The sequence below is a fragment of the Streptomyces sp. HB132 genome, from assembly GCF_016909575.1.
Lineage (GTDB): Bacteria > Actinomycetota > Actinomycetes > Streptomycetales > Streptomycetaceae > Streptomyces.
Map to the genome: position 1 here is coordinate 1 of NZ_JAFBGA010000030.1, position 21,284 is coordinate 21,284.

The 21,284-nt window shown below is 68.0% G+C and carries 21 protein-coding genes and 2 pseudogenes; 15 read left to right on the forward strand and 8 right to left on the reverse strand.

What is annotated here, in order from left to right:
- Positions 1–95 precede the first annotated feature (95 nt).
- The 3 genes and pseudogenes from JOC24_RS32290 to JOC24_RS32300 all read left to right on the forward strand — a co-directional run.
- Positions 96–373, forward strand: a pseudogene (locus JOC24_RS32290) (ATP-binding protein); the annotation flags it as partial.
- A 164-nt stretch (positions 374–537) separates the two neighbouring features.
- Positions 538–966, forward strand: coding sequence for a hypothetical protein (locus JOC24_RS32295; RefSeq protein WP_307792805.1), 429 nt, complete (start codon positions 538–540; stop codon positions 964–966).
- A gap of 525 nt (positions 967–1,491) precedes the next feature.
- Positions 1,492–2,868 (forward strand): hypothetical protein, encoded by a 1,377-nt coding sequence (locus tag JOC24_RS32300; RefSeq protein WP_205023997.1) that lies wholly within the window; start codon positions 1,492–1,494, stop codon positions 2,866–2,868.
- A gap of 375 nt (positions 2,869–3,243) precedes the next feature.
- Here the strand turns inward: JOC24_RS32300 and JOC24_RS33670 are convergent, their stop codons facing one another.
- Complete coding sequence (locus tag JOC24_RS33670; RefSeq protein WP_205023998.1) at positions 3,244–3,648, reverse strand: NUDIX hydrolase; 405 nt, start codon at positions 3,646–3,648, stop codon at positions 3,244–3,246.
- A 125-nt stretch (positions 3,649–3,773) separates the two neighbouring features.
- On the opposite strand from JOC24_RS33670, the gene JOC24_RS32310 reads away from it, so the two are divergent.
- The gene (locus tag JOC24_RS32310) at positions 3,774–5,099 is read left to right on the forward strand and encodes a hypothetical protein (RefSeq protein WP_205023999.1); all 1,326 of its coding nucleotides are present in this window, start codon (positions 3,774–3,776) and stop codon (positions 5,097–5,099) included.
- Here JOC24_RS32310 and JOC24_RS34120 read toward each other — a convergent pair.
- Complete coding sequence (locus JOC24_RS34120; protein WP_307792807.1) at positions 5,077–5,526, reverse strand: RapZ C-terminal domain-containing protein; 450 nt, start codon at positions 5,524–5,526, stop codon at positions 5,077–5,079. The genes JOC24_RS32310 and JOC24_RS34120 overlap by 23 nt on opposite strands.
- A 218-nt stretch (positions 5,527–5,744) precedes the next feature.
- On the opposite strand from JOC24_RS34120, the gene JOC24_RS32320 reads away from it, so the two are divergent.
- From JOC24_RS32320 to JOC24_RS33680, 3 genes and pseudogenes are all read left to right on the forward strand, one after another.
- Positions 5,745–6,443: a restriction endonuclease gene (locus JOC24_RS32320; RefSeq protein WP_205024000.1), complete on the forward strand. Its 699-nt coding sequence runs from the start codon at positions 5,745–5,747 to the stop codon at positions 6,441–6,443.
- Positions 6,444–6,586: 143 nt separating this feature from the next.
- Positions 6,587–6,839, forward strand: a pseudogene (locus JOC24_RS33675) (hypothetical protein).
- Positions 6,836–7,399: a LexA family protein gene (locus JOC24_RS33680; protein WP_239581371.1), complete on the forward strand. Its 564-nt coding sequence runs from the start codon at positions 6,836–6,838 to the stop codon at positions 7,397–7,399. The pseudogene JOC24_RS33675 and the gene JOC24_RS33680 overlap by 4 nt, the downstream one beginning before the upstream one ends.
- On the opposite strand, the gene JOC24_RS32330 is transcribed toward JOC24_RS33680, so the two are convergent.
- Positions 7,387–7,809, reverse strand: a complete 423-nt coding sequence (locus JOC24_RS32330; RefSeq protein ID WP_205024001.1) for a hypothetical protein — start codon at positions 7,807–7,809, stop codon at positions 7,387–7,389. The two genes, JOC24_RS33680 and JOC24_RS32330, sit on opposite strands and share 13 nt — an antisense overlap.
- Before the next feature lie 383 nt (positions 7,810–8,192).
- Between JOC24_RS32330 and JOC24_RS32335 the strand changes: the two genes are divergently transcribed.
- Genes JOC24_RS32335 through JOC24_RS32345 form a run of 3 tightly spaced genes read left to right on the forward strand, consistent with a single transcriptional unit; the run spans position 8,193 to position 10,821 of the window.
- The gene (locus JOC24_RS32335) at positions 8,193–8,600 is read left to right on the forward strand and encodes a DUF4158 domain-containing protein (protein WP_205024002.1); all 408 of its coding nucleotides are present in this window, start codon (positions 8,193–8,195) and stop codon (positions 8,598–8,600) included.
- Positions 8,601–8,611: 11 nt separating this feature from the next.
- Positions 8,612–9,493, forward strand: a complete 882-nt coding sequence (locus JOC24_RS32340; protein WP_205024003.1) for a hypothetical protein — start codon at positions 8,612–8,614, stop codon at positions 9,491–9,493.
- Between the two features lie 17 nt (positions 9,494–9,510).
- A complete protein-coding gene (locus JOC24_RS32345) occupies positions 9,511–10,821 on the forward strand; it encodes a transposase (RefSeq protein WP_239581381.1) in 1,311 nt (436 codons plus the stop codon).
- Between the two features lie 15 nt (positions 10,822–10,836).
- Here JOC24_RS32345 and JOC24_RS32350 read toward each other — a convergent pair whose 3' ends face one another.
- Positions 10,837–11,700: an ABC transporter permease subunit gene (locus JOC24_RS32350; RefSeq protein WP_205024005.1), complete on the reverse strand. Its 864-nt coding sequence runs from the start codon at positions 11,698–11,700 to the stop codon at positions 10,837–10,839.
- Positions 11,697–12,608 (reverse strand): ABC transporter ATP-binding protein, encoded by a 912-nt coding sequence (locus JOC24_RS32355; RefSeq protein ID WP_205024006.1) that lies wholly within the window; start codon positions 12,606–12,608, stop codon positions 11,697–11,699. Before JOC24_RS32355 ends, JOC24_RS32350 begins: the two co-directional genes overlap by 4 nt.
- Before the next feature lie 132 nt (positions 12,609–12,740).
- Here JOC24_RS32355 and JOC24_RS32360 point away from each other — a divergent pair, with 132 nt between their 5' ends.
- From JOC24_RS32360 to JOC24_RS32370, 3 genes are all read left to right on the forward strand, one after another.
- Positions 12,741–13,910, forward strand: a complete 1,170-nt coding sequence (locus tag JOC24_RS32360; protein ID WP_205024007.1) for a sensor histidine kinase — start codon at positions 12,741–12,743, stop codon at positions 13,908–13,910.
- Complete coding sequence (locus JOC24_RS32365; RefSeq protein WP_205024008.1) at positions 13,907–14,569, forward strand: response regulator; 663 nt, start codon at positions 13,907–13,909, stop codon at positions 14,567–14,569. Before JOC24_RS32360 ends, JOC24_RS32365 begins: the two co-directional genes overlap by 4 nt.
- A 160-nt stretch (positions 14,570–14,729) precedes the next feature.
- Positions 14,730–15,398 carry a recombinase family protein gene (locus tag JOC24_RS32370; protein ID WP_205024009.1) on the forward strand — a complete coding sequence of 223 codons (669 nt, stop codon included), beginning with the start codon at positions 14,730–14,732 and terminating at the stop codon, positions 15,396–15,398.
- A 184-nt stretch (positions 15,399–15,582) separates the two neighbouring features.
- On the opposite strand, the gene JOC24_RS32375 is transcribed toward JOC24_RS32370, so the two are convergent.
- Positions 15,583–15,831: a hypothetical protein gene (locus JOC24_RS32375; RefSeq protein ID WP_205024010.1), complete on the reverse strand. Its 249-nt coding sequence runs from the start codon at positions 15,829–15,831 to the stop codon at positions 15,583–15,585.
- A 75-nt stretch (positions 15,832–15,906) separates the two neighbouring features.
- On the opposite strand from JOC24_RS32375, the gene JOC24_RS32380 reads away from it, so the two are divergent.
- A protein-coding gene (locus JOC24_RS32380; RefSeq protein ID WP_307792806.1) for an IS5 family transposase occupies positions 15,907–16,742 on the forward strand; the annotation gives its coding sequence in 2 pieces (ribosomal slippage) (positions 15,907–16,252 and positions 16,252–16,742; 837 coding nt in all).
- On the opposite strand, the gene JOC24_RS32385 is transcribed toward JOC24_RS32380, so the two are convergent.
- A complete protein-coding gene (locus tag JOC24_RS32385; RefSeq protein WP_205024012.1) occupies positions 16,707–17,111 on the reverse strand; it encodes a hypothetical protein in 405 nt (134 codons plus the stop codon). The two genes, JOC24_RS32380 and JOC24_RS32385, sit on opposite strands and share 36 nt — an antisense overlap.
- Before the next feature lie 136 nt (positions 17,112–17,247).
- Between JOC24_RS32385 and JOC24_RS32390 the strand changes: the two genes are divergently transcribed.
- Complete coding sequence (locus tag JOC24_RS32390) at positions 17,248–18,195, forward strand: transposase (RefSeq protein ID WP_239581387.1); 948 nt, start codon at positions 17,248–17,250, stop codon at positions 18,193–18,195.
- 356 nt (positions 18,196–18,551) lie between these two features.
- Here JOC24_RS32390 and JOC24_RS32395 read toward each other — a convergent pair whose 3' ends face one another.
- Positions 18,552–21,155, reverse strand: coding sequence for a DEAD/DEAH box helicase (locus JOC24_RS32395; RefSeq protein ID WP_205024014.1), 2,604 nt, complete (start codon positions 21,153–21,155; stop codon positions 18,552–18,554).
- Positions 21,156–21,284: the final 129 nt, after the last annotated feature.

Below are 21,284 nucleotides of genomic sequence, written 5' to 3' on the forward strand. Positions count from 1 at the left end.
AACTCCTTGGGATACGGCTTGGGCACTGCGACATCCTTCCAGGCCGCCTCTCAGCAAGCCAGGTCAGGTGTCACCTATTCGTGCAGCAGTCCCATCTTTTGTGCATCGACGAGCTCGGCTACATGGGACTCGACCGCCGCGGCGCGCCGAACTTCTCTTCCAGGTATTGACCGAGCGCGAAGAGAAGAACAGCGTCGCCATCGCTTCGAACGAGTCCTTCGGTGGCTGGACCAAGACGTTCACCGACCCCCGTCTCTGCGCGGCCATCGTCGACCGCCTCACGTTCAACGGCACCATCATCGAGACCGGCACCGACTCCTACCGCCTCGCCAGCACCCGCGCACGAGCCGAAGAACCCGCGAAGACCGGCTGACTTCCCGTGAGCGTGGGGGTCGTGTCACCGTTGATCTCCGGCAGGCTTCAACCCTCACGCTCTGCCGGTCGTGGCTCTTCTGGATCTCGCCTGTCCATGCCAGCCTGAGGCGGTCTGGGGGACTTGGTGGGGTGGCAGATGGGGGCAGGGTGAGGGACATAGCGGTGCAGGTAAATAGCGATTTCGACGGCCGGTTGAAATGGCGCTCTCGCTATCTGATCCACAGGTCCCGCCGTCGAGGCCGGACCGGGCTGCTGTTGCAGGTGGACCTGCGTGACCCGCCCCGCAGCATGTCACTCAAGTGGTGCCTGGTGTCGGTCACCGAAAGTGGGCGCCAGCTTTGCAGCGTCGATCGGACCAGCATCAGAAAGTTCCGTTTCATCTCCTTGCCCCCAGGTCCGCACTCACTGCAGCTTGAGGTCACGCGGCATCGCGAACGTCGCTGCACACAGGCCCAGCAGAACGTGGTGCTCGGGCAGGGAGACATTCTCCTGGTGACGTGCGACCCGGTGCAGCCGAACGTCTTCTACCGGCGCAGTCCCGTGGTGGACACCTGGAGTGCGCAGATCCTTCAAGCGGATCCGAACGCCTGATCAGCTGAGGCTCGCCAAGGGCCAGCCCGAGTTTCGCTTCTGCCGCCACGTGTTTCGGCGGCCGGCGGCCCTTGCGGGCCGCTGGCCGTCAGGCGCCCGCAGTCGCTCCGGTGCCGTCATTTCTGCTCGACAATCACGGGCCTGTTGATCTCCAACTGACTCCGAAACCGGTCGACAAACGCTGTCCTCAGCAATCGACGAAGCCAGGGGGTGACGGATCGTACCCTGGAGCAGCACTTCCCCTATGGGAAATCCTCATGGAGCGGGTTTCGGGACGGGAGCCGCCTTCCTACGCGCGAGTTAGTGGAGCGGGTGGTCGGCCGGTATCTACGGGAGCCGGCTTTGCGGGCGCGTCAGCTGGATCACGGGCTGCGGCTTCTCCACGCTGCTCAGCAGGCTGCGAAGGATCTAGAGAGTGCCCCGGGACGGTCGGCCCCGTTGCCCGGGCCCAGAGCGCAGGTAGGCGACCCCACGGCTTCGGCATGGTTGCGGCTCGATGATGCTCGGCAACGGCAGATCGATGCGATGCAGAAGCTCGCTGCTTCCGAACGGCGGCGTGAAAAGCTGGAAGACATGGTTTCAGTGCTGGAAGAGCGCTGCACTTTGCTCGAGGGGGAGCGGGATCGTGCGCGCGAGGACGCTCTTGCGGAGCTTCAGCACGAGCTGCAGATGTCCACTGAGTACCGGCGCCAGGCCGACCAGAAGCTGGAGCACGCCCGTCGAGCGGAGGAGCGGGCGTATCAGTTGCGGCTGGCCGCTGAGCGGCAGGTGACGATAGAGCGGATGGCTCTGCGTCGACTGGACCAGGACGTTGCCTCGGAGCACCCTCCGCTTTCGGCGCAGTCATTGGTCCAAGAACTCAACCGGCCGCCGCTGGATCAGATCCATGAACTGCTCAACGTTGTCCAGGACCAGTTGGACGCCCAGGATGACGAGCTGAACGATCTCGACGAACAGATCGATCTCGGGGCGAGACAAGTCGCAGACGGTGGCTCCCCTCGGCCTTCTCCACGGGTCGTGCAGGGGCGCCTGGCCGAAGACCCGCAAGTTGCCGAGCATCACGTTTTCGGGGACAAACCAAGAAAACCCTTGACCAGCAAAAACGGTGCTCGAACCAGACCGAATGAGTCCGATCGAGGGGAGACGAGGGCCGACCAGGCACGGGGCGACCTTGGCGTCAAGCAGCCGACAGAGCTGGTGATCGGCCTCAAGACAGCCAACACCCCAGCGGCATTGTCCACCGCCCTGTCCCAACTACGACAGCGCACTGGGAGACACTCGATCAGTGAGCTGACCCAGGCAGCGTTCCCCGGCAGGCTGACAGACGACCTCGTCCTCATGACTGTCATGCGCTGGATCGACGGAGACGTCCTCCCTGACACCTGGCTGCACCTGAAATCGCTGGTCAGAGCCATGGGTGCCACGGACCAAGAAGTGGAAGCCTTCCAACAGGCGTACGCCCGCACGATCGACACCCATCTCCCGGGCCTAGCCTCCCCTAACGATCTCTCCGACCTTGCAGCGACTCGAAGGCTGACAGGAATCAGAGGCCCGCTGGCTCGACCCTGGAACTGGATCACGGCTGTCCTCAGCCCATGCCTCATCGTCCTGATCACCACCGCATACACCGCTGCTCTCCGCTCCGAGCCACGCCCCAGCCTTTGGAGACTCGCTGGCTACGGGGCGCCGTTCGTCCTCATCTGCGCCCTCGTACTGATCGCTGCGGTGAAACAGAACAAGCCGTTCCTCACAGCGGGAGGACGGCGCGCACAGAGTCGGTCGGCCAGAGTCAGCCTGGGTGTGACTCTGATTGCCTTCCCGGTGGGGCTGGCCGCGCCGTGGGTTCTCAACTCCGAGGGGACCGGACGATGGCTCGCAACCCTCATAGGGCTTGTCCAGTAGCTGAGAAGACCGTCAGAAGGAGCAAGGAGCTCAGGCTGGCGGCCGCAGCCCGGTGTGGTTCACCTCACCGCCCTCGGGTGAAGGAAGCCTGGAACAATTCCGGGCTGTTGTCGGTTCAACTGGTTGTGGGTACGGAGGGGACTGTGTCCCCGGGCCTCACCTGTTGCCCATGGGGAAGATCGTTCGGCTGAAGCCCGATGGAGCCCTCTGCTGAGAGGCGACCGTCCTCCGCACCCACACCCCTACTGCCCCGGCTGGCCCCCCGACCAGCCGGGGCTTTCCCGTGCCTGCGCTGCACTGCCTGCCGGGCGGGTAGCCCTTGTGTCGTCTGATTCAGACCCGTGTGACCAGAAGTGATCTTCTGGTGACGGGCTGTCAGTGGTGGCTGCTTTGATGGGTCGGCTGCGCAAGGGGCCGGTCGAAGACGCCGATCTTCTGCAGGTCGGAGGCCAGGACGTGGACGCCGGTTTCCTCGGCCAGCTCACGCACCGCCGCCTCGATGGCGGTCTCTCCCCTGTCCACGTGTCCGCCCGGCAGCGCCCACGCGCCCTCGTAGGGCGGCCAGCCACGCTCGATGAGCAGCACGTCGCCATCCGGCGTCATCGCGACCACGTCGGCGGTGTAGCGGATGCTCTCGGGCTCGGGCTCGGTCCGGTTGTGGACTCCGGCGGGCAGGAGGTCCTGTTCGACGTCGCGGTGCTCGATGGTGACCGCGTCGCCGACGTCGCGCAGTAGCTCGTAGGAGGCGCGGGCCAGGCCGACGCTGCTTTTCCGGACCAAGGGACCGAGAGGTGGCCTGACACCTGTTGCCCCGTGACTCCTCAGGTTTTCTGGAGTGGTGTGCGCGGACGTGGGGCGACGGATAGCTTCCATAGACATGCCGTCTTTTGGGGAGGAAGGCGAAAATGAAGAAATTGCTGACTGTTGTGTTGGTGGGAGCAGTCGTGGCGGCGTTGGGAGCCTGTGAGGCGGCGGGAGATGGCGCGGGCAAGCCCAATGGAGGCGGAGCATCGGAATCCGGTCAAGCCGTGTCTACGGCGCCCAAGGCTGCGCAGGAGCAAGTTCCTCCGGGGTTCGATGGCGGTAAGGGCTGGGCCGTGATGCAGTCGGAGCGGTTGACCCAGCCGTCCGTTGCCCCACACTCTCCCTTGGTGCTATTCCTGAAGACCCACGAGGGCGGCACGGCGTTCGGCGTGGAAGCGCGGGATGCCAGCACTGGAGCCGTCCGCTGGTCGAGCGCGGCGTGGAAGCCCAGTGAGCGGCCGGCCGAGTTTCGTGCGGACGATGTGAAACTCGTCGTGACGAGCAAGGACGGGAAGGATTACGCGGTGCTTGTCGCGGGAGTCCAGGAGGGAAAGGACGCTATCGCCCAGGGCAAGGCCATCGCGAAGGCTGCGGTTTTCCCCACTGGCTCCTCCGGCGCGAATGTGGCGCCGGCACGCCAGGTCAGCATCCCCGAGGGCACCAGCGAGGCGGTTCCTCACGACAAGGCCGGCACGCTCGCCTTCTGGAACAGTGCGGGCGTCAGGGTCGTCGATGTAACGACTGGCGCGATCGCCTCGCGCCAAGACTCCCGCGGCCAGGACTATCTGCTGAAGGTCCAGGGACCCGCGAACGGCACCTTCCAAATCGTCGACGCGTGGCCGGGGAAGAATATTGTTCCTACCGGGGCGAAAAAGACGTCTGGTGTTGAACACGGACAGGCTCACGGCGTACGTGGTGGCTACGCCGTGGCTCAGTGGCCGTCCAAGGATGCGGCCTACTCCTCGCTCGGACTGCCGATGAACCATGTGTGGTCGCTGCACGATGAGCGCACAGGGAACCCGGCGTACACCGTTGCGTGCAACGGGCTGAGCGACGCCCAGATCAGCTCGGAGAACAAGGCCGTGCTCAGTGACAACGGACGCTATCTCGTCACCGCGTATATGGCCTTCGACCTCCAGGCCGAGAAGGGCTACTGCTTCGGTGGAACCCAGGACAGGGCCCGGGTGGACTTCATGGGAGTGGACAACGCCGGCATCGCCTACGGCAATGCCCGGACGCCGGCCGGAACGGGCGTCCCTGTCTCCGTCAACCTCGCAACCGGCGCCCACACCGAACTCAGCGGCGTCACGCTCCCTACCCGGGTGACCGGGGACGTGGCCCTCTACGAAACGGTGCCGGTGAACGAGGAAGACCCTGCAGCTGATCCGACCCACCACGCCGTTCTCAGCGTCTACCCCAAGCGCTGATCTGCCGGACCGGGGATGCGCCCTGCTCAGCGTGTTCTTCCGTAGTCCGGTCAACGACTCGGTGCCGGCCGCCGGTGCAGCCCCACGCGATCGTGACGTCTGCGCCGGTGTCCTCGGCGAGGCTGCGGGCGGTGACGACCGCGTTGAACGCGAGCCGTTCGGCGCCCGGGGTGGTCATGACGTGGTGGAAGACCTCCTGGTCGAGGCCCGTGCGGTGCTTCAGCTCCGGGTTGTGGGACGGGTTGCGGAGCAGGGCCCGGAGGTCGAAGCGGTGTGGTGGGGGAGGGGGTTCGTCATGCCGTGGGTGAGGCCGTACGTACGCAGGGACGGAACGAAGGTCCGGGGATACTCGCGGTGGGCCGCGGGCGGGCGTCGGGAGATGTCGATCGTGGTCATGGTCGGGCTGGCGGTGGTCGTGCTGGGGAATCCGCCGAGCTCCGCCGACGGCCCGGAGAAGACTCCTCGTCCAGCGTCGTCATCCGTGTATCCGGTCAAGTTCCCCGAGACACGGAAGTCGACGACCAGGCCGAGGCCTCAGCCGACTGTCTCGTACCCGATCAAGTTCCCCAAAGTGCGGAAGGCTCCGGCGCGGCCGGCACCGCGGGCCACGGTGACGTATCCGATTCCGTGGAGCCGGGGCAGCCGATGAGCGCCCGCCGCCGTCCTGTCCGGCGACGGGGAAGGCCTCGGTCACGGAAGCGGAAGCAGGCTTACACCGCCGGCGAGGTGCTCCTCGGCGTCCTCGTCATCGTCTGGCTGGTCTCCGGGTTGCTGGACTGGCTCGCCGCCCACCCCTGGGTCCCGTCTTTTGTTCTGCTGACGGCGGGAGCCGGAGCTTTCCTCTGGTTCCGGCTCCGTGCGCAGGAGCAGCGACAAAGGCAAGCGCAGACCAGAACCCTGCGGTATCAGATGGCGCGTCTGGACCAGCTGCAGCACCGCCAGTTCGAGCACGCGATACGTGACCTGATGCTTCGCGACGGCTGTCATGACGCCGTCCAGGTCGGCGGCGCCGGCGACAACGGCGCGGACGTCAAGGCCACCGACCCCTTCGGCCGCCGGTGGGTCATCCAGTGCAAGCACCGTCGCGCTGGCCTCGCCGGAGCAGCCGTCGGAACGCCGGACCTGCATGTCCTGAACGGCACCGGACGCCCCGTACACAAGGGCGATGTGATCGTCCTGGTCACCAACGGCCGCTTCACCAAGCCTGCCCTGGACTTCGCCCAGTCACAGCGTCTGCATCTCGTCGACCGGCACACCCTGGCCAGTTGGGCCGAAGGCTCACGTCCTCTGTGGGAGCTCCTGCGCGCGGTGCCGCCTCCAAGGAGGCCGACCTCGCTCTCATGAGAGGCCGCTCCGAGGCTCACCCAGCCTGGGCTCCGTAGGCCGACTTGCGAACCACGCGGCGCGCAAACAGCCGGGTGAGGGCCTGATCACTGGGGGTCCTCCTGATCGAAGATGCACCAAGAATCGAACAGGTGATCTAATAAGTGGATGGAGTCCTTCCCCTCCCCGACGACCTGGTCCAGACCCAGCGGGCCTGGCATGCCGCCTACCGCGAGCTCGCCGCGCCCCGCCCTCGCCACACCACCGCGCTGCGCCGCCGCCTGCTGGGGTTGTCCGTGCGGATCCAGTGGCATCCGTTCTGGTCCACTCCTGACGGCCGGCCGTGTCCCCGCGGCCCGGGTGGAGCTGAAGCGCCTCGCCCGCCGCCACGGGCAGCTCGAGGCGAGGACGGCATGAGTCGGCCGGGTGCCCTGTTCGACCGGCAAGCGGCAATCCTGCGGGTTATCCAGGACTGGATCACCGAGCACGGAGAAGCGCCGACCGTCCGGGAGATCGGGGCGCGGGTGGGGCTGGCGCCGCCGGATCGGTCACCTACCAGCTGGGCCGGCTCGAAGCCCGGGGCCTTATCAGCCGGACCGGAAGCCGGTGGCGCTCCTGCTGCCTGTGCGCGTGAGGTGTCTTTCCTGCGGCGTGGATCCGGTACGCGGCCAGGTGCGCAATCCGAGCAGTGCTCCCGCGGTGCCCTTCGCAGGGCACCGGGCGGGTGCGCAATCTGCGTAGTGCAGGCGGGAGGACAGGTGCGGGGGTGCGGTAGATCTCGCCGGGTGATTGCCGGTGTCAGTCGTCGGGGGTGCTGTTGCTGGCGCCGCAGGACCGGCAGTCCCACTTGCTGGGCAGTCCATAGTGCGTGGTGGTCCCAGTCGCCCCCCGCCGCCAGCGCGTCGACGAGGCCGGCGCCCACCGTGAAAGCCACGCGCCTGCCCTGCTCAGCCCTTGCCTGGCATCAGTGCCGGTGACGCCAGTACTGGTGTGCTTTCAGTACCTCGTAGTTCCAGGTGGAGCGCTGTTGCGTCGAAGAGTGGCCGGCCGGGACACCGAGTTGTTCGGCGATGGTGGGGAACCGGGGGTGCATCTGGCGGTCGCCGACCGTGACCAGGGCTGAGGGCAGTGGCTCCTTCTGGTCGCGGTCGTCGTCGACGAGCCACAGCAGGACGCTCTCGTCATCGCGGTGCAGACTCATTAGGGCGGTCAGACGCTTGCGGATCACTGCCCACGTGGTGGTGGTCCCGGCCCGGGCGGTCTGCTCCAGCAACGGCCGCAGGTCGGTCGCGAGCTCCGCGAGCCGCCCCGCTTCCAGGAGCCCCGGCTGACCGTCCCGAGGAACGGGGCGCCCTTGCGCAGGTATGGGCGAAGGATCGCGGGTCACCGGTGCGGGCGGTGCCGTCCGCACCGGCGGCTGCACCGGTTCCGGCGCGGGGGCGCGAGGTGCGTCGGAGGACCACACCGTCCTTGGCCGTACGACGGGAGTCTGTGTGGAGACCGGCCGCTTCGTGGGTCTCTGACGCGGGGCGGGCGGGGCCTTGGCCGGCTGCGGCCGTGGCTCCTGTGGGGGTCCAGCCAAGGTGAGCCCAAAAGGGGCAGCGAGATGATCTTGAAGGTCTGAGCCGCTGTTCTTGCGGACCTACCACTGAGGGCGTGACCGTGTTGCCTATTCCCCGGTTCTGATCTTCCCCGGCTTGCTTCCCGGGATGATCCGGCACGTGGGCGCGTGAGAAGCGTCCGTTCAGTGCTGGGCCTCGGGTGGGTGGGATGACTTCGATCGAGCGGACCGCGTATCCGCGGTTCAAGCGGCTGATCACCGCGCGCGAGCTGCATGTGTTCTTCACTCCGGGCGAGGAGGAGCGGGCCTGGGCTGAGGAGGTCACGGACTCCGACGAGCATCAGTTCGCGTTGCTGCTGGCGCTGAAGTCATATCAGCGGATGGGCTGCTTCCCGAAGCAGGAGGACGTGCCGGAGCAGGTCGTGGAGTTCGTGCGGCGCGTGGTGGAGCTGTCGCAGGGCACCTTGCCGGTGTACGCCTCGCAGCGGACCGCCAAGAGCCACCGCAGCCTGGTGCGCGAGCGGTGCGGCATGCGCTACGACGGGCCAGCGGCGCGCAAGGTGGCCGAGGAGACGATGCGGATCGAGGCGGCGTCGAAGAACAACCCGGCGGACTGATCAACATCGCGTTGGAGAAGCTGGTCGAGGCCGGGCTGGAGATCCCGCGGTTCTCGACGCTGGACGCGATGGCGTCCGCGGTGCGGGCTGAGGTGAACGAGGAGATCCTGGCCGGGATCCGGGACCGGATGACGGCGGAGGAGCGGCGTGGGCTGCTGGGGTTGCCTGACGTGGTGGGGCTGGACCGCAAGACGCTGTTCAACGCGCTGAAGCAGAACCCTGGCCGGGCGACCTGGTCGAACTTCAAGCGGCTGAAGGGGCACCTGGAGTGGCTCGACAGTCTGGGCGACACCGCGAAGTGGCTCCAGGGGGTGGCGTCGGGGAAGGTCGCGGACTTTGCCGGCGAGGCGGAGGCCCAGGACGCCGCGACGCTGAGGGACTACACCGAGGACAAGCGTGTCGCGCTGATCGCGTGTCTGGCCGCGAAGGCGCGGATGCGTGCCCGCGACGACGTGGCCACGATGTTCTGCAAGCGGATGGCCGCGAAGGTGAAGAAGGCCCGTGACGAGTTAGAGGAGATCCGCCGCAAGCAGCAGGAGATCGTGGAGGCCCTGGTCGGCAACTACCGGATCCTGCTTCAGCAGGTCGACGTCGGCGGGCCCGCGCAGACGTCGCGGGCGCAGGCGGCCGCCATGACCAAACAGTCTCTGGACGCGCTGGAGGGCTTGGACGAGGAGTCCAGCGCCGAGGAGGTCGCGGGGCGGCTGGAGGGCCGGGTGTCGCCCGCGTTCCTGCTGCTGGCCGAGGGGCTGATGGTGCAGTCGAACGGTCTGGCCTCCGTGACGGCGGCGGTGGAGAAGTTCGGTGGGTTCGACGCGCAGTACGCCCAAATCGAGAGGGTCTCCGCCCACCACGGTGACAACTGGGAGGTGCTGTTGCACGGCGGCACCTGAAGGCGGACCGGCCGGTGATGTTCGACCTGACCGACGTCATCGAGCTGAAGGCCACGAGCGAGGACGCAAGTGTCCTCGACGCCCTTGCGCACGCCAAGGCCCACCGGACCCTGACTCGTGACTACATCCCGGACCGTGACGACCAGGGCCGGCCCGTCAGCATCTCCTTCGCTACGCAGAACTGGCAGAAGGTGATCCGGGACCGCCGCAGGCCCGGGTACTTCGTGCGCCGGCACTTCGAGGCGATGGTGTTCTGCTACCTCGCCGACGAGCTGCGGACCGGCGACGTCGCGGTGCTCGGCTCGGAGGAGTACGCCGACTGGTCCGAGCAGCTGCTGCCGTGGGAGACGGTGAAGGAGAAGCTGCCGGAGTACCTGGTGGAGGTCGGCCTGCGCGAGGCCGGGGACACCACGCCGTTCGACGGCCGCGCGCTGGTCGCCCAACTCCGCAGGCGGCTGACCCTGGCGGCGGCGAAGGCGGATGGCGAGTACCCGGAGAACGACGAGCTGTTCATCGATCCCGACTCGGGGGCGCCCAAGCTCAAGCCGCGTCGTGCTGAGAAGCCGCGCAAGAGCGCCGAGCGGCTGGAGCAGGCGATCAAGGAACGGATGCCGGAGCGGCCGCTGCTGGGCATCGTGGCGCGCACGGCGTACTGGATCGAGTGGTGGCACCGGTTCGGGCCGGCCTCCGGCAACGACCCGAAGCTGAAGGACACGGTCGGCCGGTACGTGATCACGACGTTCGTGAAGGGCACGAACCTGACCTTCGCCGAGGCCGCCCGGCACATCGCAGGGGTGACCGGCCATGAGCTTTCGATCGCCGCCCGGCGGCACGCGACCACGGCAAAGCTGAACGAGGCGATCACCGACGTGGTGAACGCGCACGCCCAGCTCGACATGTCCCGTGCGTGGGGCAGCGGCACCACCGCCGCGGCCGACGGCACCCACATGGACACCTACCTGGACAACCTGCTCGCCGAGACGTCTGTGCGGTACGGGGCGGTGGGCGGCATCGCGTACCACCACGTCTCGGACCTGTACATCGCGCTGTTCACGCACTTCGTGCCGTGCGGTGTCTGGGAGGCCGTCTACATCATCGAGGGCCTGCTGAAGAACATCTCCGAGGTGCAGCCGACCACGGTTCACGCCGACACCCAGGGCCAGAGCTACCCGGTCTTTTCCCTGGCCTACTTGCTGGGCATCGACCTGATGCCCAGAATCCGCAACTGGAAGGACCTGCTGTTCTTCCGCCCGAGCCGGACCACGGGTTACGAGCACATCGACGCGCTGTTCGGCGAGGTGGGCCGCAACGTCATCGAGCGGAGGTAGCCCGCTGAGCCGGTCTCAGACATCCCGGCGCCGCACGACCATCACAGCAACGGCCACCGAGACGAGCGCCCAGGCCGCGAGTGCGATCCAGGAGCCCGTGATCGTGGCCGGATATTCGCCCAGGCTGGTGTGGCCGTCGGGGTTCAGCGACAGCCGGGCCTGCGCGGCCAGCGGCAGGTGGTTGCCGATCTCCTTCAAGAGCCGGTACCTCTCGCCACCGAAGAGCATGGGCAGGATGAAGAGCATCCCCACGACGGCGACGATTGAGGCCGTGGCGTGTCTCAGGACGGAGCCGAGCGCCATGCCGATGAGCGCGCAGACCGGGATGACCAGCGCGTATGCAGTGACGGCCCGCAGGCAGCCGGGGTCGTGAATGGAGAGTCCGACGTGGCGGGAGGCGAGCATCGCGTTGGTGGTGAGAAACGACGTCACGGAGACGATCACACCAAGGACGAGCGTGATCGCCGCGACGAGGACCACCTTGGCCGTGATCACCGCGCGCCGGTCGGGGACGGCGGCGAGCGTGGTGCGGATCATTCCGGTGGCGTACTCGCCGAAGACCGTGATGGCGCCGAAGCTGGCCGCGGCCAGTGCCATGACGCTGGCGGCGATGCTGCCCAGGCCGTGGAACAGCGGGTCGTACTTGTAGGGCGGGAGGCCGGGTAGTGGGGGATGCGGCTGGTCGATGTACGTCAGGTCGGAGTGGACGGCGTTCACGTTGATCGCGATGGCGACGACGGCGCTGAGGGCGAGCACCCAGTAGGTCGACCGTAGGGACCGCATCTTGATCCACTCGGAGGAGAGCAGGTGGACGAACCTGGCCACCGGTTCGGCGGCGCTCTCGGACGGCCGGGTGCCGGAGAACATGGTGGCGCTCATCGGGCTTCTCCTGCGAGGTATTCGACGCTGTCGGCGGTGAGGGACATGAACGCCGACTCCAGGGACGAGGTGTGGGAGGCGAGCTCGTGCAGCACGATGCAATGCCGGTGGGCGAGATTGCCGATCCGCTCCGCGGTCAGGCCGGTGACCCGGCCCGCCTGGTCGCTCTCGCGGCGCACCGACGCACCCTCGGCGATCAGCAGGGCCTCCAGGGCCGCCAGGTCGGGCGTGTGCACGGTCACGCCCAGGGAGGCGTGGCGGGCTGAGAAGTCCTCCAGGCTCTCGTCGGCGATCAGCCGGCCCTGGCCGATGACGATGAGCCGGTCGGCGGTGTGCTCCATCTCGGCCATCATGTGACTGGAGACGAACACGGTGCGGCCCTCGGACGCCAGCCGGCGAAAGAGGCCACGCACCCACAGCACGCCCTCGGGGTCCAGACCATTCAGAGGCTCGTCGAACAGCAGCACCGGCGGATCGCCGAGCAGGGCGCCCGCGATGCCCAGACGCTGCTTCATCCCGAGGGAGAACCCTCCGATCCGGCGCCGCGCCGCCTTGGCCAGCCCGACCTCCTGGAGGACCTCGTCCACGCGGGCCGGCGGGATGCGGTTGCTGCGGGCCAGGGCGGACAGGTGTGCCTGTGCGGTGCGTCCGCCGTGGACATCCTGGGCGTCCAACAGCGCGCCGACGTGACGCAGTCCACGCGGGCGGTGCGAGAAGGGAACCCCGTCCACGGTGACGGCCCCGCTGGTGGGGGCGTTCAGGCCCAGGATCATCCGCAGTGTGGTGGACTTGCCTGCGCCGTTCGGGCCGAGGAAGCCGGTGACCTTGCCCGGTTCCACAGTGAAGGTCAGGTTGCCTACGGCGACGGTGTCGCCGTACCGCTTGGTCAGCCGGGTGGATTCGATCATGGGTCCAGGCTGCCGGGGAGGACAAGGAGCGGGCATCGGCCGGTGGTTCACACTTGTGAGCCCTGCTGGTAGCCCGGGGGACTAAGCCCGTGGGCCAATGCCCCGATGGGAGCGCGTCGATAGGATCGACTGATGATCGCCACCCCCCATCCACCCCTGCTCAAACGCGTGCCACCGGGTGTGTGGGTGGCGGCCTTCTGGTCGACCCTCATCCTGGTACGCACGCTCCAACGGCCGGACGAACTGCAGCGTCTGCTCCGGTACCACGGCAACATCGAGGACGCACCGCTGCTGGTCACCGCCGTCGTCACGACCCTGGGCGCGCTGCTGCTGTTCCGCGCACCGCTGGCGGCCGTGGCCATCGCGCTCGCGGGCGCCGTGTTCTCGCTCGGGATGGAGGTGCGGGCGACGCCGGTCGTGCTCTTCCTGTTGGCCGACGCGGCCGTGGGCTACACCGCGGCGACCTGCTCACGGCGGGTCTCGGTCCTCGCGGCCGTGCTCCCGGTCGGCGTGCTGGCCGCGTATACGGTCTGGCGGCTGGGAAGCGGGTACGCCTTCAACCTCTCGGTGCCGGCCGCCCTTGCGTCGACCGTCGTCATCGCCTGGCTGATCGGCAACACGATCCATCAGAACCGGGCACACGCGGACACGGTTCGCGCCCAGGCCACGCAGCAGGCGGTCACGGCCGAGCGGCTGCGGATCGCCCGGGAGCTGCACGACATGGTCGCCCACAACATCGGCATCATCGCCATCCAGGCAGGCGTGGGCAGCCTGGTCATGGACACCCAGCCCGCCGAGACGCGCAAAGCGCTGGATGCTATCGAGGCCACCAGCAGGGAAACCCTCGCCGGCCTGCGGCGGATGCTCGGCGCACTGCGCCGGAGTGACCAGGAGTCCGCGCCGCTGGATCCGCTCCCTGGTCTGGCCGCCCTCGGTGAGCTGGTCGGGAAGACCGCGGCCGCCGGGGTCCGGGTCGACGTCCGGTGGCGGGGGGAACGTCGCGACCTGCCCTCCGATGTCGACCTGGCGGCCTTCCGTATCGTCCAGGAGGCGGTCACCAACGTCGTGCGGCATTCCGGCACCCGGGACTGCAGCGTCACGGTCGACTACCGCCCTGACGAACTGGCCATCGATATCGTCGACCTCGGCTCGGGCGGCACCGTCGCAGAATCCGGATACGGCATCGCCGGAATGCGCGAACGGGTCAGTCTGCTGCACGGCGAGTTCAGCGCCGGGCCGCGTCCGGAAGGCGGCTTCCGCGTGGCAGCTCGGCTTCCGGTGTCTGTGGAGGCAGGCCGATGATCCGTGTCGTTCTGGTCGACGACCAGCCCCTGATCCGTTCCGGCTTGTGCGTTCTCATCGCAGACACCCACGACCTGGAGGTAGCAGGGGAGGCCGGGGACGGTGCCGAGGCGGTAGAACTGGTTCAACGGCTCCGGCCGGACGTCGCTATCATGGACATCCGCATGCCCGGTACGGACGGCATCGAGGCCACCCGCCGGATCAACGCGGATCCGGAGTCGAAGACCCGCGTCCTCATCCTCACTACCTTCGACGGCGACGAGTACGTCTATGGCGCGCTTCGCGCCGGAGCGAGCGGCTTCCTCGTCAAGGACATGCCGCTGAAGACCATCCTCGACGGGGTCAGGGTCGTCGCCGCCGGAGATGCCCTCATAGCTCCGAGCGTCACCCGTCGTCTCATCGAGGAGTTCGCGGCACGGCCCGAACCCACCGCCACTACCCGCCGGGCGGTGGTCGACGGCATCACCGACCGGGAACGAGAGGTCCTGACCCTCGTCGGCCGCGGCCTGTCCAACGCCGAGATCGCCGAAGAGCTCACCATCAGCGTGGCAACCGCCAAGGCCCACCTCGCACGGCTCTTCACGAAACTCGACGCACGTGACCGGGTGCAGCTCGTCATCCTCGCCTACGAGATCGGCCTGGTCGCGCCCCCACGGTGAGGTATGCCCGCGTGAGCAGGCCAGCGACGGGCCACCCTACGGCGGCGATGAAGATCGCGGTAGCGGGCCCAAGGAAGCACCCCAGAGCCTTCAAAAACTCCTTCAAAAACCTAGACGGTTCAACAACCCTCGGTCGCCGTTTTCTGACAGGATTCCGGGCGTGAGCACGCCACTTGAAGACGCTCAGTTCGAACTCCTGGGCGCCGAGCCCGCCGTCAGCACTGAGATCCGCATCGGATACGCACGGGTGTCCACCGGTGGACAGAAGCTCGACCGCCAGCTCGATGCCCTCACCGCGGTCGGCTGCCGCCGGATCTTCGCCGACAAGAAGTCGGGGAAGAACGACCTGCGGCGCGAGCTGAAGGCGTGCCACGCCTTCCTCGCCGCCGGCGACACCCTGGTGGTGCCCGCCCTCGACCGCTACGGCCGTTCCTTGCAGGACCTGATCGCGATGGTCGGCGAACTGCGCAAGCGGGAGATCGGCTTCACCTCGCTGCACGAGCGGCTCGACACCACCACCCCCGGCGGTCGGCTGGTGTTCCACGTCTTCGCCGCGCTGGCGGAGTTCATCCGCGAGCTGATCGTCTCCGGCACCCGCGAGGGCCTGGCCGCCGCCCGCGCCCGGGGGAAGGTCGGCGGCCGGCCCAGCGTCGTCAATGCGGACATCATCCGGGCCGCCCGCGACATGCTGCCCAACCCCGACCACTCGATCACCTCGATCGCCAAGCTCCTCGGGGTGAGCCCCGGCACGCTCTACAACCACATCCCGGACCTGCAGGAGCTGAGGGCCAGCCGCATTCCGGCCCAGGTCGAAGCGGGCAGTCGCTGATCCCCGGCGAGCACCGGCTCAAGGGCGGGGCCCCCTGCTCGGCGCCGACGAGCCCGGCCTGCCTGGGCCCTTTGGAGCCTCGACCGATCAGGACGGCCACGAAGACGAGCACGACCCGGCCGAGGACGCTTTCGTCGAACCGCACTGCTGATTCGCCAAGATCATCCCACTGCCCCTTTTGGGCTCACCTTGGCTGGACCCCCTGTGCGGCCAGGCGCCGCTCCTCCTCCCGCCACCGGCGAGAGCCCAACACTTCCTTGAGATCCTTCAGCTGGGCCCGCTGCTCCCGGGTCTCGCCCGGGGGCGCCTGTGAAGCCTGATGCCAGGCCCACTCGAACAGGTTCGCTGCCTTGGTCACGTCAATGCGGTCGATCGCACGCTGCAGTTCGGTGAGCGTGCCGTTCAGCGAGCGACGCATCATCGCGATATCCATCGCGCTAAGAACTCCTAACGAAATGATCTTCGAGGTGGTTGGATCACTCCGGGGCCGTTGATCTGGGGGTGCGGAGTGGCTCGGCGGAAGCCGTGGGACGTCGATGACGAGCTGTGGGCGGTGATCGAGCCGCTACTGCCGAAGATCGAACGTCGCACTCGTCATCCCGGACGGAAGCGGCATCCGGACCGGCTGGTGTTCCAGGGCATCCTGTTCGTCCTGCATATCGGGATCGCCTGGGAACACCTGCCGCAGGAACTCGGCTTCGGTTCGGGCATGACGTGCTGGCGACGCCTGGCCGAGTGGACCGAGGTCGGCGTGTGGCCCCGGCTTCACGAAGCGCTCTTGGCCAAGCTCCGCAGCGCGGACGCCCTGGACTTCTCCGCGGCGGCCGTCGACGGCTCCCACATCAGAGCATTAAAAGGGGCACCAAAACGGGACGAAGCCCTGTCGACCGGGGCAGGACGGGCAGCAAGCACCACCTGATCACGGACGCCACCGGCATCCCGCTCGCCGTCACCCTCACCGGTGGCAACCGCAACGACGTCACCCAGCTCATCCCGCTGCTCCAGGCAGTGCCGCCCGTGCGGGGCAAGCGTGGCCGACCTCGGCGCCGCCCCGACGTCGTGCTCGGTGACCGCGGCTACGACCACGACAAGTACCGCCGCCTCGTCCGCGCGCTCGGCGTGAAGCCGCTGATCGCGCGACGTGGCACTGAACACGGCTCCGGACTCGGCACTCAACGCTGGGTTGTCGAGCGCGCCTTCGCCCACCTGCACTGGTTCCGCCGCCTACGGATCCGCTGGGAGATCCGCGACGACATCCACGAGGCCTTCCTCACCCTGGGATGCGCACTCATCTGCTGGCGACGCCTGTCACAGCCGACCCGATCCCTCGCCCTTTCGCAGTAGCCATTCCCGGACCGAAGCAGCTTGGTCAAGGAGTCGTCTGACCTGCATTCCCTCTTCGCGTGAGGTCATCTTGGGCAGCGGGGTGAAGTCGTCGGGGATCACGTCCAGCCAGCTCACCACGCGGTCTCCCGTACACAGAGTGATCAGCAGTTCCCACCGCACGTGATCGGGAACGTCAGGGCGGTGGGACAGGGTGTGCCACAAGGCCGGCCACAGATAGTGGGTGCCGCCGGGCGCCGCATTCGCCCGCACCCACGTCGGGTCCAACCGCTGGCTCAGGCCAAGGTCACCCGCCCGCTCTTCCAGCCGGAACAGCGAGGCCGAATCGATGACCTTCACCTCGCGTGGCAGCGGCCGCTCAACGTCCATCGCCCCATGCTGCCCGACAGCACCTCACGTCGGGCAACCGACCCCAAAGAGTCATTCCGTTAGGAGTTCTAACGAGCTCGTGCATGGTTAGCAGTGACGTTGGCCCTGCCGGTTCGTTAGGCCGTTCGTGGTGGGGATGCAGGCGCGTGGGTTGATCATGTCGGAGCGTCGGGTCACGGGCCTTTTAACGGCTGTGATTGCCGATCTGGTAGCGGAGTTGGGTCCGGTCTGGCAGGCCCGGAGGGATGCCGAGCTACTCGACCGACCGCGGCGGCGGGCGGTCGGAGCGGGCGCGAAGTACAAGCTGGTCTTCGTCGACCGACTCCTGGCCACACTCGTTCACCTGAGGCACGGCGTTACCCACGACGTGCTGGCCTGCTGGTTCCAGGTGGACCGGTCGACCATCACCCGTGCGGTCGGCGAGATCCGGCCTCTACTGGCCGACCGCGGCTGTCGCATCGAGGGTGGTCTGCGACTTCGCACGCTTGCCGATGTGATCGCCCATCTTGGCGCCACCGGCCAGACCGCACTGATGGACGCCACCGAGGTCCGAGTCCGTCGCCCAAGCGCACATCGCGGCGGACGCAGCCGGTTCATCTCCGGCAAGAGCCGCATCAACGCCATGAAAGCCCTCGTCGTCACCGACCAGCGCGGACGACCACTGTTCTGCGGCGAGGTCCGGGCCGGATCCATCGCCGACATCACCCAAGCCCGTGACGCCGGCCTGGTTGACCTGCTCGCTGACACCATTGACCTGCAGATCCTTGCCGACGCCGGCTATCAAGGCCTCGCGGCGCAAACCTACGGCCAGGTCGTCACCCCGCCACGCAAACGCCGCGGCAAACACCTCGAACACCTGCAATGGCTGATGGCACACCACGAGGCCGCCCGCTTCGCCCACTCCTCGGCCAGAATCCCCGTCGAACACGGCATCGCCCACCTCAAGAACTGGAGGGCCCTCGCCCGGCATCACACCCGACGAGAGAACCTGCCCGACACCATCCGAGCCGTCGCCGGACTCCTGACCGACCAACAAGCCACCCACCACACGAAGGCACTCGCACTGCCCGCCACACCCGCATGATCAAAACGCCGACCGCAACCTCAACACGCCCTCGCCCCAACCATGCACGAGGTCGTAAGACTCGGGCGGCCTGTCGTCCGGCGCCGGAAGTCGGTCTGCCACTCTGCCCCGCCACTGAGCCGCACACGCCCGTTCGACAAGAGCCGACCCCCACCCCTGGCACCACGCCGTGCCTCTGACCCGTCGCTTTCCGCCCAAGGTGACCCACAACTGTGAGCGCTTCGCGACAGACCGTGGCCGTTGTCCGCCGGGAAACCGCAGTGCAAGGTTGAGGTGTGGAGTCGCCCGCGATAGCTGCAGAAACGTAAACGGCGCCCGCCCCGGGTACTCCGGGGGCGGGCGCCGTCGTCATGTGGTCAGGCCGCCCACTCCAGTCCCAGAGCGGCGAGCGCGGCCAGTTTGTCAGCGGCCAGCTTGGCCCTGCGGGTCTTGCTGTTCGTGAGGAAGATCCCCAGCTTCACCCCGTGCTCCTGGCCGTCGATGACCACGGTTTCGATGTGGGATCGGGGGACTGTCAGGGTGCCGGTGCGGGCGCGGTACTGCTCCAGGGCGAGGACTCCGCGCTCGAACGCCCCAGGCCCCGTCGCCGTCTTCTTGGCCGGTGCTGCGGGCAGGGGTGCGAGCTCCAGGGCCTCCAGCCGTTCCCGCTGCTCGGGCAGCAGCTTGGTCCACACCACGTGCTCGCGCTGTCGGTTGATCCATGCGCCGATGTCGCAGCCGTGGACGAGGACACCGGGAAGGACCTCGGTCAGCCCGCCTTCCTCGGCCAGGAGGGTGCGTGCGGTGGCGTAGTGGCGCTGCCACTCGACGGACCACTCGGGGCACCACTCTGGATCGATGGCCTCCAGTGCCGCCCGCCGCTCCGCCGCCCGGTCCTGGTCCTTGCCGAGCCCGCCGGCCTTTCGGAGATTGGCCAGCCACTGACCGACCGCTACCCCCTCGACAACCGCGTCCTTCGGGGCGGCAAGGGTGCCGTGCACGGAGTGGTAGGCGCGGGCCGCGGTGAGGTTTTTCCAGAATCCGGCGTCCGCGACCGACCACACCATCCCGAGTTCGTTCAGCAGTTCGGTCCGCCATGCCTTGAGCGTGCCGAGCCGGAAGGCCCTGCGCTGCTCGCTGACCCATGCGCCCAGCGCATAGGGGATGCGGTCCTCGCCCAGCTCCACCGACGCGTCCAACGGCACCTCGGCGCTCCCGCGCTCCTGCACCCAATGGCGCAGGGCGTTGTAGCCGGTGAGCCAGATTTCGGAGTCGGGGTGCAGGATGCGGGTCCGCAGGAACAGCGCGACGTCCCCGGGGTCGCGGGGGAGGGAGAACCGCAGCAACGGCACCATGGCGCCCGCGTGCTCGTCCTCGGAAGTGTCGTCCGTGCCGTCCTCGGTGGCGGCCTGAGTGGTTTCCTCGTCCGCGTCGGCCGCCGCCTCGATGTCGGCGCCGTGCTCCTGGTCGTCGTCGCCGCCGTCGCCTTTCTCGCGGACGGGATCGAGCGCGACGACGGACGTCGCCCGCCCCCGGGCCGTGGTGGTGGGCAGGGCCAGGCGCTCGATGATTCGGGCGTCATGCGCACGCAGGCCCTGGAGGACGGCTACCAGGCTGCGATAGCTGGGGGAGGCCATCATGTCGGACGGGTCCTCACCAGGCTCCAGGAACACCGGCACGACGATGCGGGACACCTTGCCCTCTCCGGGGTCCTGTCGCAGGCCCCGCCCGATGATCTGGACGATCTCCACGGGCGAGCTGCGGGTGTCCGCGAAGACAACGGCGCCCACCCCGCGCTTGCCTCGGATGTCGACGCCTTCACCGAGGACGCGGCAGCTGGAGAGGACCCCGAGGTCGGTGACCCATCCGTCCTCGTCGATGCCGTCCGCGAACCTGCCCAGGACCGTCCGGCGGTGTGTGACGGGGTGTTCGCCGCACAGCCACTCCGCACCAACCCGCCCCGGATAGGTCACGGGGTCCGTGGCGTGAAGCTCGGCCGCCGTCTCCGGCAGCGCGCGGGCAAACGCCATCGCGTCCAGGGTCCGGGCGTGGAACGTCATGAACGACCGCACCCCCGACTCGTCCGCGTGCTTGAGCAGCGCCTCCTGGAGCGCGGCGAGGCGCCGGCCGCGCCGCTCCTCCGGCGAGGCGTCCGGCCCGGGTGCCTGCGGGTCCCGGATCTCCAGGACGTCGATCTCGAACCGGGCCAGGATCCCGCGCTCGACGCTCTCCATCAGCCCGAACTCGAACAGCACCGGCCCATACAACTGCTCGTCGTCCATCGACGCCACCAGGCGCCCGCCGGTCTCATCCGCGCCGGCACTCCCGGGCGTCGCCTCCCACAGCCGGGGGGTGGCCGTCATGTACAGCCGCCGCTCCGCAGGAATCCGAACCTGGTCGTGCACGGCCGCCCACGCCTTACCAAGATCACCCGAAGTTCTGTGGGCCTCATCGACGACCAAGAGGTCGAAGGGGCGCATGCGCTGGCCGTACGAGCCGCGCAACGCCCTTTCCAGCACGCCCGGGGCCGCGCCGGTCTCCTGGTCGCCCTGGTCGTCGATGAGGCCCTGCGGGGACAGGCTCGCGTACGTCGCGAACACGAGCATGGGCCCGGTCTGCGCGGTCCACAGGGCGAGTTGGGTGGGGTTGGTCGTGCACCGCACATCGAGTGCGTCCAGCAGCGGGTCCGCGCTGAGGCTGCACACCGCGACTGCCGGGGCATGGTGCCCGACCGCCCGCCAGGCTTCCACGGTCTGCGTCAGGAGATCGAGGGTCGGGACCAGGACGCCGACCATGCCGTGGGGGACCATCCGCAGCGCGGCCACGGCAGCCGTGATCGTCTTGCCCGAGCCGGTCGACATGCAGACCTGTCCGCGCTGACCCGGCGCCCGCACCGAGCCGTCCACGGGGAGCGAGAGACCCTCGATGATCGAGTCCACGGCCTCGACCTGATGCGGCCGAAGCGAGGTAACACCCTGCATGCCCACTCCCTCACTGCCCAAGATCAACGACGTCCCGGGGCGACGGAGAGGCGATGCCTCCCGTTCCGCTGTCCCGTTGTACTGATGACGACCGTAGCGTACTTGCACAAGGCTTGTTCATTACACGTC

Coding starts and splice junctions, on each gene's coding strand:
- JOC24_RS32345 (WP_239581381.1), top strand. CDS start 9,511: ATGTTCGACCTGACCGACGTCATCGAGCTGAAGGCCACGAGCGAGGAC.
- JOC24_RS32385 (WP_205024012.1), bottom strand. CDS start 17,111: ATGGACGTTGAGCGGCCGCTGCCACGCGAGGTGAAGGTCATCGATTCG.
- JOC24_RS32390 (WP_239581387.1), top strand. CDS start 17,248: ATGCAGGCGCGTGGGTTGATCATGTCGGAGCGTCGGGTCACGGGCCTT.
- JOC24_RS32360 (WP_205024007.1), top strand. CDS start 12,741: ATGATCGCCACCCCCCATCCACCCCTGCTCAAACGCGTGCCACCGGGT.
- JOC24_RS32355 (WP_205024006.1), bottom strand. CDS start 12,608: ATGATCGAATCCACCCGGCTGACCAAGCGGTACGGCGACACCGTCGCC.
- JOC24_RS32350 (WP_205024005.1), bottom strand. CDS start 11,700: ATGAGCGCCACCATGTTCTCCGGCACCCGGCCGTCCGAGAGCGCCGCC.
- JOC24_RS32375 (WP_205024010.1), bottom strand. CDS start 15,831: ATGGATATCGCGATGATGCGTCGCTCGCTGAACGGCACGCTCACCGAA.
- JOC24_RS32310 (WP_205023999.1), top strand. CDS start 3,774: ATGAAGAAATTGCTGACTGTTGTGTTGGTGGGAGCAGTCGTGGCGGCG.
- JOC24_RS32300 (WP_205023997.1), top strand. CDS start 1,492: ATGCAGAAGCTCGCTGCTTCCGAACGGCGGCGTGAAAAGCTGGAAGAC.
- JOC24_RS32395 (WP_205024014.1), bottom strand. CDS start 21,155: ATGCAGGGTGTTACCTCGCTTCGGCCGCATCAGGTCGAGGCCGTGGAC.
- JOC24_RS32335 (WP_205024002.1), top strand. CDS start 8,193: ATGACTTCGATCGAGCGGACCGCGTATCCGCGGTTCAAGCGGCTGATC.
- JOC24_RS32320 (WP_205024000.1), top strand. CDS start 5,745: ATGAGCGCCCGCCGCCGTCCTGTCCGGCGACGGGGAAGGCCTCGGTCA.
- JOC24_RS32365 (WP_205024008.1), top strand. CDS start 13,907: ATGATCCGTGTCGTTCTGGTCGACGACCAGCCCCTGATCCGTTCCGGC.
- JOC24_RS33680 (WP_239581371.1), top strand. CDS start 6,836: ATGAGTCGGCCGGGTGCCCTGTTCGACCGGCAAGCGGCAATCCTGCGG.